The organism is Orbaceae bacterium lpD04 (genome assembly GCA_036251935.1).
GTDB classification, from domain to species: Bacteria; Pseudomonadota; Gammaproteobacteria; order Enterobacterales; family Orbaceae; genus Orbus; species Orbus wheelerorum.
Window position 1 is genome coordinate 255,681 of the sequence record CP133967.1, and the last position, 14,381, is coordinate 270,061.

13 protein-coding genes are annotated in these 14,381 nt (G+C 35.5%); 7 read left to right on the forward strand and 6 right to left on the reverse strand.

What is annotated here, in order from left to right; all coding sequences use genetic code 11:
• Positions 1 to 109: 109 nt before the first annotated feature.
• Both RHO14_01145 and RHO14_01150 read right to left on the reverse strand, forming a co-directional pair.
• Entirely contained in the window at positions 110 to 1,027 is a 918-nt protein-coding gene (locus RHO14_01145; GenBank protein WVD71423.1) for a GntR family transcriptional regulator, read from the reverse strand.
• Positions 1,028 to 1,149: 122 nt separating this feature from the next.
• Positions 1,150 to 2,424 carry an MFS transporter gene (locus tag RHO14_01150; protein WVD71424.1) on the reverse strand — a complete coding sequence of 425 codons (1,275 nt, stop codon included), beginning with the start codon at positions 2,422 to 2,424 and terminating at the stop codon, positions 1,150 to 1,152.
• Between the two features lie 421 nt (positions 2,425 to 2,845).
• Between RHO14_01150 and metA the strand changes: the two genes are divergently transcribed.
• Positions 2,846 to 3,775 (forward strand): homoserine O-succinyltransferase, encoded by a 930-nt coding sequence (gene metA / locus RHO14_01155; protein WVD71425.1) that lies wholly within the window; start codon positions 2,846 to 2,848, stop codon positions 3,773 to 3,775.
• 188 nt (positions 3,776 to 3,963) lie between these two features.
• Here the strand turns inward: metA and epmB are convergent, their stop codons facing one another.
• Positions 3,964 to 4,983, reverse strand: coding sequence for an EF-P beta-lysylation protein EpmB (gene epmB / locus RHO14_01160; GenBank protein WVD71426.1), 1,020 nt, complete (start codon positions 4,981 to 4,983; stop codon positions 3,964 to 3,966).
• 30 nt (positions 4,984 to 5,013) lie between these two features.
• Between epmB and efp the strand changes: the two genes are divergently transcribed.
• Entirely contained in the window at positions 5,014 to 5,580 is a 567-nt protein-coding gene (efp, locus tag RHO14_01165; protein ID WVD71427.1) for an elongation factor P, read from the forward strand.
• A 61-nt stretch (positions 5,581 to 5,641) separates the two neighbouring features.
• On the opposite strand, the gene trmL is transcribed toward efp, so the two are convergent.
• The 3 genes from trmL to RHO14_01180 are packed head-to-tail and all read right to left on the reverse strand — an operon-like array spanning position 5,642 to position 8,260.
• Positions 5,642 to 6,124, reverse strand: a complete 483-nt coding sequence (gene trmL / locus RHO14_01170) for a tRNA (uridine(34)/cytosine(34)/5-carboxymethylaminomethyluridine(34)-2'-O)-methyltransferase TrmL (protein WVD71428.1) — start codon at positions 6,122 to 6,124, stop codon at positions 5,642 to 5,644.
• 11 nt (positions 6,125 to 6,135) lie between these two features.
• Complete coding sequence (gene cpxA, locus RHO14_01175; protein WVD72484.1) at positions 6,136 to 7,512, reverse strand: envelope stress sensor histidine kinase CpxA; 1,377 nt, start codon at positions 7,510 to 7,512, stop codon at positions 6,136 to 6,138.
• 34 nt (positions 7,513 to 7,546) lie between these two features.
• Positions 7,547 to 8,260 (reverse strand): response regulator, encoded by a 714-nt coding sequence (locus RHO14_01180; GenBank protein WVD71429.1) that lies wholly within the window; start codon positions 8,258 to 8,260, stop codon positions 7,547 to 7,549.
• 185 nt (positions 8,261 to 8,445) lie between these two features.
• Between RHO14_01180 and RHO14_01185 the strand changes: the two genes are divergently transcribed.
• From RHO14_01185 to asnB, 5 genes are all read left to right on the forward strand, one after another.
• Positions 8,446 to 9,351 (forward strand): cation diffusion facilitator family transporter, encoded by a 906-nt coding sequence (locus tag RHO14_01185; protein WVD71430.1) that lies wholly within the window; start codon positions 8,446 to 8,448, stop codon positions 9,349 to 9,351.
• Positions 9,352 to 9,433: 82 nt separating this feature from the next.
• Positions 9,434 to 10,396: a 6-phosphofructokinase gene (gene pfkA / locus RHO14_01190; protein WVD71431.1), complete on the forward strand. Its 963-nt coding sequence runs from the start codon at positions 9,434 to 9,436 to the stop codon at positions 10,394 to 10,396.
• Positions 10,397 to 10,444: 48 nt separating this feature from the next.
• Positions 10,445 to 10,726, forward strand: a complete 282-nt coding sequence (locus tag RHO14_01195; protein WVD71432.1) for a GNAT family N-acetyltransferase — start codon at positions 10,445 to 10,447, stop codon at positions 10,724 to 10,726.
• Between the two features lie 129 nt (positions 10,727 to 10,855).
• Positions 10,856 to 12,280: a glutamate--tRNA ligase gene (gene gltX, locus RHO14_01200; GenBank protein ID WVD71433.1), complete on the forward strand. Its 1,425-nt coding sequence runs from the start codon at positions 10,856 to 10,858 to the stop codon at positions 12,278 to 12,280.
• Positions 12,281 to 12,606: 326 nt separating this feature from the next.
• Positions 12,607 to 14,280: an asparagine synthase B gene (gene asnB / locus RHO14_01205; protein WVD71434.1), complete on the forward strand. Its 1,674-nt coding sequence runs from the start codon at positions 12,607 to 12,609 to the stop codon at positions 14,278 to 14,280.
• Positions 14,281 to 14,381 lie beyond the last annotated feature (101 nt).

Below are 14,381 nucleotides of genomic sequence, written 5' to 3' on the forward strand. Positions count from 1 at the left end.
TCTTTATATTACATGGTGTAATTGTTAGTAAAGAGAACTATATAGTAGCGGTAAAAAGGTTCTTTAAATTATTTTATATTTCGTGCCTGAGCTTTAAGTTTTTTGTTTTTTATCTGTTTTTAATTTTAAGTGAACGATCAATTGAGTCTTGCATCGATGTTTTTGCTGTAGCAAGATGTTTGCATAGTGCCGCAATCGCTTTAGTTTCATCTTTTTGCAAGATCGCATTTAAAACTGTTATGTGTTCGCTTACTGCAACGCTATTACGCTCTTTTAAATCGCTATTATCCCACTGATAATGGTAATGAAAGATGACGGAGATTAAGTCGAATGATTGCACAAAAAAAGGATTATCATTGCAAGATAGAATGAGTTGATGAAAATCTCGGTCAAGCGTTGAAAAAATCGAATAATCATTATTGATATTTTGTTGTAGGTTTTTATGCCGTTGAAGCAATTCTTTCGCTTTAGTCCAATTAATATGATTATTGGGCTGTGCCATAAATGAACGCAGCGCAAATATTTCTAAAATACTGCGAAATTCATAAAGTTTTTCTGCATAATTTTTTTCAAAAACAATGAGCTGCCATTCTCCTTTACGATAATTATTGATTAAGCCATAATGCAAAAAGCGTAATAAAAATTCCCTAACGATAATTGGGCTGACATTCGCGTCTTTAGCTAATTGAATTTCGCTAAATTTATCACCGGGTAATAATTTGTGGCTATTAATTAAGTGATAAAAATACTGCTCAAATCTCTCATCTTGTATTATTCGTTTTTCAAAAATGACGTTAATTTTATCTTTATCATTTGGTTTACGTAATAATTGATATTGATTATCGTGATTTGATAATACCCCCATTTCTAATAAATAATTTAATACAGCGCGAATAGTGGTTCTACTGACATTAAACGTATCGCTTAAAATAGAAATAGAAGGGAGTGGAAAGGTAATAATATGGTTATTGATACAATCAATAAATTGATTAATCGTATTTTGGCGTAATGTTTGGTTTCGACTCATAGATTAACTTCCAATATAAAATTTTAGTTGGATATTTTTTTATATTATCCATTAAAGCATGATAGTGCATTTTCTTTGCAAGATGAATAGATGTTTTAATTACATCTATTCATCTCATTACGTTACGAGTTAGTTGGCATAATTGGTTTAATATCTTTTAACATAAATAGGTAAACTAATGCGCCGATTAAACAAGCCGCGCCAGATACCATAAGTGCATACATGAAAGAACCCGTAGCACCAATAATATAGCCCGTTACAATTGGCCCTAAAAAGCCGCCACAATTTGATACTGTATTTTGGATCCCACCAAGAACTGAAGTCATGTTTCTTGGCGCAATATCAGCAGGTAGGCACCAAATTGCAGAGCCAGCAAAAGCAAGCCCAACATAAGATGCACAAAGTAAGACCATCATAATAGTGATTGAATCGACTAATCCTGCAAAAGTAATTAGTGTTGCAACTAACATTCCACCCACTAAGTTAATTTTTCGCGCGATATTAAGATTATTGGTTTTGATATAAACAAAGTCCAGTAACCAGCCACCAATCCATTGACCAATTACGCCACATAATGGCGGAAGCATCGCAACAAAGCCCATTTCAGTTAAGCTTAGGCCGCGTTCTTTCATCAAGTAGGTTGGAAACCAAGTAATAAAGAAATAAACGGCATAGTTCAACATGAAAAATCCAATACACATGGCAATAACATTACGATATTTAAGTAATTGATACCATTTCATCGGTTGAACTTTATCAATTCCTTCTTTTTTAACTTGTCCATCACGAATATATTTAAGTTCTGCGGTGCTGATAGTTGGGTGTTTTTCGGGGTCTTGATAAACAATTAACCACCAAACAACCCAAGCAAGCCCTAACCCACCACAGATAAAAAACGCAGCGTGCCAGCCCCATTGGCTAATAATCCATACCACAAGAGGCATTGCAAATGCGGTACCAAAACGTGAACCGCTGTCAAATAGTGCGGTAACTCGGCCTCTTTCTCTATCTGGAAACCATTTTGCTGTGACGCCGCCATTACAAGGATAGGCAGCAGCTTCACCAACGCCCATAAAAACTCGTGCAAAGATAAATCCAGCAGGAGACGTTGCTAGCGCCGTTGCAGCTGTTGCAATTGACCACCATGCTACTGAACCTGCCAATGTTTTACGTTGACCAAACCTATCAGCTAAAAATCCTGCAGGAATTTGGCAACAGGCATAACTTAAAAAAAACGCTGACATGATCCAGCCCATTGCTTGTGGTGAAATATGTAAATCTTTTTCAATCATTGGTGCAGCAGCTGACATTACCGTTCTGTCCAAATAATTTATTACGGTAGCAAATAGCATCAATATAGCCACATGAAAACGCACATAACTTTTTTGTTTAGGCATAAAAACCTCTTATAGTTAAAAAACTTTTTTATAAAACAAATAGTTGGAACATTATTAACATAATGCTGTATGCATTCTAATTGATACCGATAAGGTAACTAGAAATAGTTATATTGATTGTGGAACGCTTAATACTTTTCTGTTTTTAATTTGTTTTTAATTCCCTTATGGCTATTGCGGGTTTATTGATAAAAAAATGAATAAGAGACTATTTTTTTATTATTAATTTTTATTACCATTTGAATTTAAACAAGATAAAAATAACTGTTCATTAAATGCTGCTTGATATATCGACAAAGGGCATCTTAGCCTTGGCTAATCATTAATTAACTACTCGACAAATTATTTAAAAAACAGTATATTTGGATTTCTAGACGTCTAAACGTATAAATGGATAAAGTAATTATCTTAGGAGCTTATTATGCCTATTTGTATTCCAGACACATTGCCGGCAGTTGATGTACTTCGCAATGAAAACATTTTTATCATGCCAGCTAGTCGTGCCAAAAGTCAGGAAATTCGGCCATTAAAAGTCCTTTTTTTGAATTTAATGCCCAAAAAGATAGAAACCGAAAATCAGTTTTTGCGATTATTATCAAACTCAGCACTTCAAGTTGATATTCAGTTATTGCGTATTGATCAACGAGAATCAAAAAATACACCTACTGAGCATTTAGATAGCTTTTATCGTGATTTTGAAAATATTAAAGACCAAAATTTTGATGGATTAATTATTACAGGAGCACCGCTTGGTAAAGTGCAATTTGATGATGTTGTATATTGGCAACAGTTAACTCAAATCATTGAATGGGCAAAAGAACATGTTACATCAACACTATTTGTGTGTTGGGCCGTTCAAGCGGCATTAAATATTTTGTATGGTTTACCAAAACTGACGCGTGAGCATAAATTATCTGGCGTTTATCAACATAATATTACTGATCCAAAGGCCATTTTAACTCGCGGCTTTGATGACTCTTTTTTAGCGCCCCATTCACGTTATGCAAATTTTCCAAGTGAGATTATTCGTCAAAAAACCGATCTAGTGATTCTAGCTGAATCAAACATTACGGGTGCTTACTTGATGGCAACTAAAGATAAGCGCATGGCATTTGTAACCGGGCACCCTGAATATGATTCATTTACACTGGCTAATGAGTATTTTCGTGATTTACATGCAGGATTAAATCCTGATATTCCGCAAAACTATTTTCCCGATAATGATCCAAAACAAGTAGCTCATGCAACGTGGCGTAGCCATGCTTATTTATTATTTAGTAATTGGCTTAATTATTATGTTTATCAGCTAACGCCATATGATTTAAATACGCGTGATTTGACTGTTGATTAATTATCATTTAGCGCATTTAAATATGATGACAAAATTTACGAAAAGCATATAGTGCGATATTCGATAAGCCTGGTGCCATCACTTTTTTGGCAGCAGGCTAAATATTTGTATGGATTATGAGTAAGAAACATAAAAATTTCACTATAATAATATCTTACAACAATATTTTAACGAATTTGAATCCTTCTTTAATAAGGAATTAATCGTTTATTTTTTTCTCCCCCCACTTCTCGTGCTAATTTTGGTACTAAGTAGCCAGACACTTGTGTGGCAAGCTCGCGCATGATGGATTGCGCTACGTTATCATCTACAAAAAAGTGCGCCGCACCTTGAACTTTATCTAAAGCATGTAAGTAATAAGGCAATATACCTGCTGTAAATAATTTATTACTTAAATTAGCAAGGATCTGTGCATCATCGTTAATATCTTTTAGTAGTACGCTCTGGTTTAGTAGTGTGACGTTATTACACTTAAGTTTATGCATAGCATCAATAACTGACTGATCAATTTCATTTGGGTGATTAATATGAGTTACTAAAATGATATTTAAGCGGCTTTGAGCAAATATCTTAGATAATTGGTCGGTGATCCTATTTGGGATCACAATGGCTAAACGGCTATGAATACGCAATCGCTTAATATGAGCAATACCTTCAAGCTGTTTAATTAACCAACTTAGTTCATGATCTTTCGCCATTAGCGGATCACCGCCAGATAATATAATTTCATTAAGCTCTAAATGAGCTGCAATATAGTCTAATGCCTTAGTTAAATTTGATTTGTTCCCTTGGTTTTTCTGATAAGGGAAATGACGACGAAAACAGTAACGGCAATTAATTGCACAATGTGTTTTAGTTATCAAAAGAGCACGATTATGGTATTTATGCAGTAATCCTGGAATGACATTATTTTGTTCATCTAATGGATCTGAACTATAGCCATCAACAATATTCATCTCTTTTTCATCGCATAGAATTTGACGTAAAAGGGGATCATTTAAATTGCCTTGCTCCATTCTACTAATAAAACTAGTTGGTACACGTAGGGGAAACTGCTTTTTAGCCGCTAATACTGTAGGCGAAATCGTTGCGATATCTATCGATAATTGACTAAATAGATCGTTTAAGTCCGTAATAACTTGGCCAAGATCATAAATCCATGCTTCTTTATTTGGCTGCGAGTAATTTTGTTGTATAATGTGGCTCATTTTTTGATATTCAGAATTTTTGGAGCTTGTATGGCATCTTATAGTACTAGTGAGTTTAAAGCCGGTCTTAAAATAATGCAAGATGGTGAGCCTTGCGCAATAGTTGAAAATGAATTTTACAAACCAGGTAAAGGTCAGGCAATTAACCGCGTAAAAATTAAAAAATTACTGTCAGGTAAAACTGTCGATAAAACTTTTAAATCAGGCGATACGGTTGAGTCTGCTGACGTTATGGATATGAACTTAACTTATCTATATACCGACGGTGAGTTTTGGCATTTTATGAATAATGAGTCGTTTGAGCAATTATCTGCTGATGCTAAAGCAGTTGGTGATAATGCAAAATGGTTAGTTGAACAAGCTGAATGTATTTTAACATTGTGGAATGAGCAACCAATTTCCGTAACGCCACCTAATTTTGTTGAGTTAGAAGTGATTGAAACCGATCCAGGCCTAAAAGGTGATACAGCGGGTACGGGTGGTAAACCTGCTACGCTATCAACTGGCGCTGTTGTTCGTGTTCCACTGTTTATTCAAATTGGTGAAGTACTAAAAGTCGATACTCGCTCAGGTGAATATGTATCGCGCGTGAAGTAAACCCAGTTTTCAATAAAAAAACCGCAATTTGAAGTGCCCTCAATATTTGCGGTTTTTTTTACTATAAGTTCGCGCCTTGGTAATTAAGTTGCCGCCATGATTCATAAATTGCAACAGCAACCGAATTAGATAAATTCATGCTACGACTATTGGCAAGCATTGGGATGCGGATCCGTTGTGTGATTGGTAATGGGTCAAGTATTTCCGGTGGTAAGCCTCTCGTTTCTGGGCCAAACAGTAAGTAATCATCCATTTTATAGTTAACTTCACTATGAGGCTTTGAACCTTTAGTTGTCATTGCGTATAAACGATTAGTTTGTGCCAGTATTAACTGATTACTGACTAAAAATTCGCTAAAATTATGATAGCGTTTCGTTTCAACAAATTCATGATAATCTAGACCTGCTCGCCTAAGTTTTTTGTCATCCCAAAAAAAACCCATTGGCTCAATGATGTGTAATTTAAATCCTGCATTAGCACACAATCGAATAATATTACCAGTATTAGCCGGAATTTCAGGTTCAAAAAGTACTACGTTTAACACGCTAATTTCTCTTATTGCTTGTTATAAAGTGGTAATTTTATCACAATTCTTAGTCCGCCAAGGTGGCTTTTTTCAGCATATACTTCACCATTATCTTGTTTTACGGCATTCGCTACAATTGCAAGCCCTAAACCTGTTCCGCCTGATTCGCGATCTCGCGCTTCACACGTACGATAAAAAGGGCGAAAAATCTGCGTTAACTCATTTTCGGCAACGCCATGCCCATCATCATCAATTGTTACGAGCAATTGATTATTTATTATTTTAAAATTGACTTCAACAAGGTGATAAGAATAGCGAAAAGCATTACGAATAACGTTTTCTAGTGCACTACATAAGGCTTGTGGATAACATAAAATCCATTGTTCTGGTAATTTAGATGTGAGCGTAAATGATTTATTTAATTGCTCAGCTTCAAAAGTTGCGTTATCAAGTAAGTGTTTACATAATTTATTAATTTGGTAGGGAATTTGGCTTTCATTATTTGTATGTTGTTGCCTTGCAAGCAAAAGTAGTTCGCCAATCATGACATCGAGCTTTTTTCCTTCAAGTTCGATTCGCTCAGTTTCTTTCGTTTCACCATATTTTCTTTTTGATAAAGCGACGGCAAGTTGTAAGCGAGTTAATGGTGTTCTTAATTCATGAGAGATATCTGATAATAAACGCTGCTGTATATCTTGCATACGTTTAAGTTCACGCAGCATATGATTAAAGCTTGCACCTGTTGCTTTAAATTCAGATGAACCAAATTTTTCAAGTTCTGGCCACTGGGTAAAATTTCCTCTAGCAACTTGTTCAGCCGCTTTTTTTAATCGCCTTGCTGGCTTTGCAAGGCTCCAGGCTAACCATAATAGAAAGGGTGAACTTGCAAGCATTGTTACTGCTAGTAATAAAAAAGGGTGGTCAAAAATAAGATCTAAAAAAGGTGATTGGGGATTGCTTGCTATTTGCATAATATATAAGCGGTATATTTCATGATTATACGTTATGCCAAATGGGCCAATAATATCATTGGCATCATAGATTTTTTTTGCTGGTGTATCGGTTTTATTGATTAATTCACTAAAGTTACGGATAAGATCTATATTGCTGGTATCAGATGTGATTATTTGATCATTCGGGGTTATGATATAAAGTCGCTGGCCAGCTGGCTGCAAATTATCCATAACAACCATAAAGCGCATCCACCAACGAAAGCTATTTTTGGGAACTTTGACTAGATCATGCTCGATTGACTTGGCTAATTTGATTCCCGTTTGTTTTTCCTGATCTGATAGATAGGTTAAATTTCTGGCATCAAAATCAGGTATTATTACAATAATTGCTAGGAAAAAAGCCACCGTAATTAAGAATATTGCAAATATTCTTAAAGTTAATCTATCAAAGATCCACATTATTTATTTCCTATCTAGTAATAAACTCTCATGTTGGCTCATTATTTGTAACAAATAAATATCCTTTTGAGCGTAGTGTTTTTATCCATGGTAGTTTATCTTTACGAGTAGGCAACTTTTTACGTAGGTTTGATACATGCACATCGATTGAGCGAGCAAAAGGCAAAAATTCTTTTCCTAATACTGATTCACTTAACGTGTCGCGAGAAATGATTTTACTGGGTTGTTCGAGTAGTTTGAGTAGAATTTGAAATTCTGTACCAGTTAGATCAATATATTTATTCTCAAAATAAGCCGCTTGCTGCCTGACATTTACTTTCAAACCATCAATATTGTACTCTACCGGAGTGGGATCTCCATTGTGTAATGGCGATATATCCCAATACTTTCTTCTTAAGGTCGCTCTAATTCTAGCAATTAGCTCCCTATCATTGAACGGTTTAATAATATAATCATCCGCGCCGAGCTCAAGGCCAATAATTTTATCTAATTCATTATCTTTTGCGGTAAGTAATATGATTGGTACGGTATGTTTTGTTCTGAGCTGAGTGAGGACAGTTAAACCGTTAACCCCTGGCATCATAATATCGAGCAATATCAAATCGAAAGTATCATTAAATTTTGTTAGGGCCTCAGTACCGTTATGTGCTATTTCAACAACAAAACATTCTAATTCTAGAAGTTCTTTTAATAAGGCCGTTATTTCAAGATCATCATCAACTAATAGTAATTTCTTATTCATCCTTGTCCCTGCTAGGTAATATTTATTATCTTTATATTTTAACTACGTTATAATTTTCACTAATTATATTTATCGGTATTATATATATAATATTCTATTAGAAAATAAAATTATATATTCCTCAATAAAATAAATGAATTATGTTAATATTCAAGCTGTCTTTTGATAGCTTTATGTGAGTAAATATGAGCTTTTCTTATGAAAAACTAGTTAAAAAAGCAACCTGCTTTGCAGTTATTTTCGCTTTAATCTTAATTGCAATCAAGCTATTTGCTTGGTGGATGACTGGTTCGATAAGCTTATTAGCATCATTATTTGATTCTTCGATGGATTTACTTGCATCAGGTATGAATTTCATTTTGATCCGTTATTCCTTAAAGCCAGCAGATGAAAATCATCGCTTTGGTCATGGTAAAGCCGAATCGTTAGCTGCATTGGCTCAAAGCGCTTTTATCCTTGGTTCCATCGCTTTTTTATTGCTTAATAGCGTGAAATTATTGAGCCGTCCGACGCCAATTGATTATCCTTTATTAGGTATTATCATCTCATCTGTTTCCGTTATTTTGACCCTAAGCTTGGTGCTTTATCAACGACATATAATTAAAATTACTGATAGCCAAGCAATTAAAGCTGATATGTTACATTATTCATCTGATCTGTTAATGAACTGTGCTGTAATTATCGCTTTAGTTTTAAGTTGGTGTGGTATTATCTATGCTGATGCTATTTTTGCGTTACTAATTAGCTGTTATATACTCTTTAATGCCTTAAAAATTGCATTTGATGCAATTCAAGATTTACTAGATAAAGCATTACCTGATGCTGATAATGAACATATTTTAGCCGTTGCCTCTTCTTTTACCGGAGTTCATGGTGTACATGATTTAAAAACGCGCCGCTCAGGGCCTATGACATTTGTACAACTGCACATTGAACTCGATGACAATATGCCGTTACTTGAAGCTCACGCGATTGCCGATAAAATTGAGGAACTTATTGCACAACAATATCATCCAGCAGAAGTTATTATTCATCAAGATCCTATATCTATTGTAGTAAAAGAGAAATCTAAATTGAGAGATAAGTTTTAAGTAATTTGCATTTTTAGCCTATTGAGGGCGAGAAGTTAAGTCTCTATAATAGTAAAAAATCTAATAATTGAGGTTATTTTGTATGATAAAAAAAATCGGTGTCTTAACGAGTGGCGGAGATGCGCCTGGTATGAATGCTGCTATCCGTGGTGTAGTTAGAACGGCTTTAACCGAAGGGATAGAAATATATGGTATTGAAGATGGTTATTTAGGTCTATATGAAAACCGAATCAAGCAGCTTCATCGTTATAGCGTATCTGACATTATTACTCGAGGCGGGACATTTTTAGGTTCGGCTCGTTTCCCTGCTTTTAAAGAAAAAGAAACCCGAGCAAAAGCGATTGAAAACTTAAAGGCAAATGGTATTGATGCTTTAGTTGTGATCGGTGGTGATGGCTCTTATATGGGAGCGGTGCGTTTAACTGAAGAAGGATTTCCTTGTATTGGCCTACCTGGCACGATTGATAATGATATTCGTGGAACAGATTATACGATTGGATATTTTACCGCGTTACAAACGGCGGTAGAGGCAATTGACCGCTTACGTGATACTTGTTCATCTCATCATCGCATATCGGTTATTGAAATTATGGGCCGTGGCTGTGGTGATTTAACATTAAATGCTGCCGTTGCTGGTGGCTGTGAATTTATGATTATTCCTGAAGTTGCTTATACCAAAGAAGACTTGATTCAAGAAATCAAACAGGGCTTTGCTAAAGGTAAAAAGCATGCAATTGTTGCTGTTGCTGAGCATATGTTAGATGTTAATGCGTTAGCTAAAGATATTGAAGTTGCAGTGCAACATGAAACAAGAGCTACCGTGTTAGGTCATGTTCAGCGTGGTGGCTCGCCAGTACCTTATGATCGTATATTAGGCTCAAGAATGGGTGCTTATGCGGTAGAATTATTAATACAAGGACAAGGTGGTCGTAGTATTGGTATTCAAAATGGTAAGTTAGTTCATCACGATATTATGGATGCGCTTAATAACATGAAGCGTCCATTTGATCTTGATCTTTATAATACGGCTAAACGTTTATTTTAACACTTAGCGATGTAGTGACTGGTTGTAGTTGATTATAAGGGGGATTGTATGCAATTTTTAGAAGATGAAAACCGCTTTTATGTTCCTAGCCCTGATGGTGGTGAAGATATTGGTGAGATAACTTATACGCGAATTGGTAATGATAAAGTATCGATAGATCATACTTATGTTAATATTAATTATCGTGGACAAGGTATTGCTGATCGCTTATTTGATTTGGTTATTGAGCAAATGAAGCAAGAAGGCCGTAAAGTCATTCCGGTATGTTCTTATGCTGTGAAGCAATTTGAGCGCAAGCCAGATTTGCAATCGATAAAAGCTGAATACTAACTCAATTACCTCTTTTTTTCATAGGGAAATCGCAATATGCATTTCCCTATTTTGTTTATAGACTTTATTGCTCAATATCTTGAGCATGCTAAAATAGCCAGCATTACATTATGCCGTAGGAATTATTTTATGAAAATTAAAACACGCTTTGCCCCAAGTCCAACGGGTTATTTGCATGTTGGTGGTGCACGCACCGCACTTTACTCTTGGTTGTATGCTCGTCATGCACAAGGAACATTTGTTTTACGTATTGAAGATACCGATTTAGAGCGATCTACCCCTGAAGCTATCGATGCTATTATGCAAGGCATGAATTGGTTAGATCTTTCGTGGGATGAAGGTCCTTATTATCAAACCAAGCGTTTTGATCGTTATAATCAAGTGATTGACCAAATGCTTGTTAAAGGTACGGCTTATCGTTGTTATTGTTCTAAAGAGCGACTCGAAAAATTACGAGAAGAACAAATGGCCAATGGTGAAAAAGCTCGTTATGATGGGCATTGCCGCTGTGATGAAGTTCAAAAATCCCGTAGTGCAAATGAACCTCACGTTGTGCGTTTTGCCAACCCAATTGATGGTGTCGTGGTATTTGATGATTTGATTCGTGGCCCAATCGAAATTGCCAATAAAGAATTAGATGATTTAATTATTCGTCGTACTGATGGTTCTCCAACCTATAATTTCTGTGTAGTTGTTGATGATTGGGATATGGAAATTACGCACGTTATTCGCGGTGAAGACCATATCAATAATACACCACGCCAGATTAATATCTTAAAAGCACTCGATGCACCATTACCACAATATGGTCATGTATCGATGATTTTAGGTGATGATGGGCAAAAATTATCTAAACGTCATGGTGCGGTAGGTGTAATGCAATATCGTGATGATGGCTATTTGCCTGAAGCACTATTAAATTATTTAGTTCGATTAGGTTGGTCTCATGGCGATCAGGAAATATTTTCTAGACCAGAGATGATTGAATTTTTTACGCTTGATGCCGTAAGTCGCTCAGCGAGCGCATTTAATACTGAAAAATTACTTTGGTTAAACCACCATTATATTAATCATTTAGATGCTGACTATGTTGCTCAGCATTTATTATGGCATATGAATAAACAAGGTTATGATCTAAGTAATGGACCAGATCTAATTACAATTGTTAAATTATATGGTGAAAGAAGTAAGACATTAAAAGAGATGGCTGAATCTTGTGCTTATTGCTATCAAGATTTTGCACAATTTGATGCTGACGCAGCGAAAAAACATTTGCGCCTAGTTGCTAAAGAGCCATTAGAATTCGTTAAGCAAAAATTAAGTGCTATTGCTGATTTTGATTGGCAAATAGACATTATTCACCAAGCAATTCAAGGCGCTGCCGACGAACTTGGCTTAGGTATGGGAAAAGTTGGTATGCCACTTCGTGTCGCAGTAACCGGAATAGGGCAATCGCCGTCTGTTGATGCAACAATTCATGCTGTCGGTAAAAAGCGAGCTTTAGCAAGAATTGAGAAGGCTCTTGATTATATCGAGGCGAGAGCAGATCAGTAAATGGGCAAACGAGTCTTTTTTATGTGCGAGCCGCATTAATTTAGTGCATTAATAATAAAATCAGCGTTATCGCTGATTTTTTATAAAGGACAAATGGCTATAATTGATGATTTCCACTTGTTTTTGTGATCTATATCACATATGTTATAAAAAACAAGTTTATGATTTTGCAAAATTGCACCTAAAGTTATTTTTGGTGCCCAAAAATGAATAAAAGTAACTTAGATTTCCTTTTATGCTGCATTTTTGGTATGTATTTTGCATGTTTACTGTTATATTTAAAAATATAAAATTATTACTTAAGTGATATTTATTGGAGAAACTTAATGTGTTCGATTCTTGGTATTCTTGATATTAAATCAGATCCGAAGCAGCTACGAACTAAAGCATTAGAACTATCAAGTTTAATGCGTCATCGTGGTCCTGACTGGTCTGGTATTTTTGCTTCTGATAAAGCAATTCTTGTTCATGAACGTCTATCAATTGTAGATGTTAATACTGGCGCACAACCTCTTTATAATAAAGATAAAACGCTAGTTTTAGCGGTGAATGGCGAGATCTATAATCATCAAGAAATTCGAAATCAATATAAAGATCGTTATGAATTTCAAACAGGTTCAGATTGTGAAGTAATTCTAGCACTATACCAAGAAAAAGGTATTAATTGCTTAGATGAACTAGAAGGTATGTTCGCTTTTGTTCTTTATGATATAAATAATAATAGCTATTTTATCGGTCGTGACCATATTGGTATTATTCCACTATACACAGGGCATGATGAGAACGGTACTTTGTATGTTGCATCAGAGATGAAAGCGCTCGTTCCTGTTTGTAAAACATTAGAAGCATTCCCACCAGGCAGCTATCTATCAAGCACTGAAGGTAAGATTAAATCTTATTATCAGCGTGACTGGATGGATTATGATAATGTTAAAGATAATGTAACGGATATAAATTTAGTACGTGAAGGCCTTGAGGAATCAGTTAGAAGTCATTTAATGTCTGATGTACCTTATGGTGTTTTACTTTCAGGTGGCCTTGATTCTTCCGTTATATCGGCAATTACCAAAAAATTTGCAGCTAGACGTGTTGAAGATCATGAAAAATCTGAAGCATGGTGGCCACAATTGCATTCATTTGCTGTTGGATTGAAAGGCGCTCCAGATTTGAAAGCAGCACAAGCGGTGGCTGATCATTTAGGTACAGTTCATCATGAAATCAATTTTACTATCCAAGAGGGTGTCGATGCGATCCGTGATGTTATTTATTATATTGAAACTTACGATGTGACAACAATCCGTGCTTCAACACCAATGTATTTAATGGCTCGTAAAATTAAAGCAATGGGCATTAAGATGGTACTTTCAGGTGAAGGCGCTGATGAAGTATTTGGTGGTTATCTTTATTTCCATAAAGCGCCGAATGCCAAAGAGTTTCATGAAGAAACGGTTCGTAAATTAGCTGCTTTGCATATGTATGATTGTGCTAGAGCGAATAAAGCAATGTCCGCTTGGGGCGTTGAAGCTCGCGTTCCATTCTTAGATAAAAAATTCTTAGATATTGCAATGCGCATTAATCCTAAAGATAAAATGTGTGGCAGTAACGGTAAAATGGAAAAACATATCGTTCGTGAAGCCTTTGAGTCTTATTTACCAGCATCTGTTGTTTGGCGTCAAAAAGAGCAATTCTCTGATGGTGTTGGCTATAGTTGGATTGATACATTAAAAGAAGTTGCTGAGAAAAAAGTGACCGATCAGCAATTAGAGAATGCTAAATTCCGTTTCCCTTATAATACGCCTTCAACTAAAGAAGGGTATATGTACCGTGAAATTTTTGATGAACTGTTCCCATTAGAAAGCGCTGCACAAAGTGTTCCTGGTGGGCCATCTGTTGCTTGTTCAACAGCGAAAGCGATTGAATGGGATGAGTCATTTAGAAATCTTAATGATCCATCTGGTCGCGCTGCAGTTGGTGTTCATAATGATGCATACAAGAAATAATTTTGTTAATTAATGATATAAAGAAGCGATAGAAATATCGCTTTTTTTACACCATAATAGTATGTTACAACAATATTTTAACGAAAAAGGAAGACCTGTGT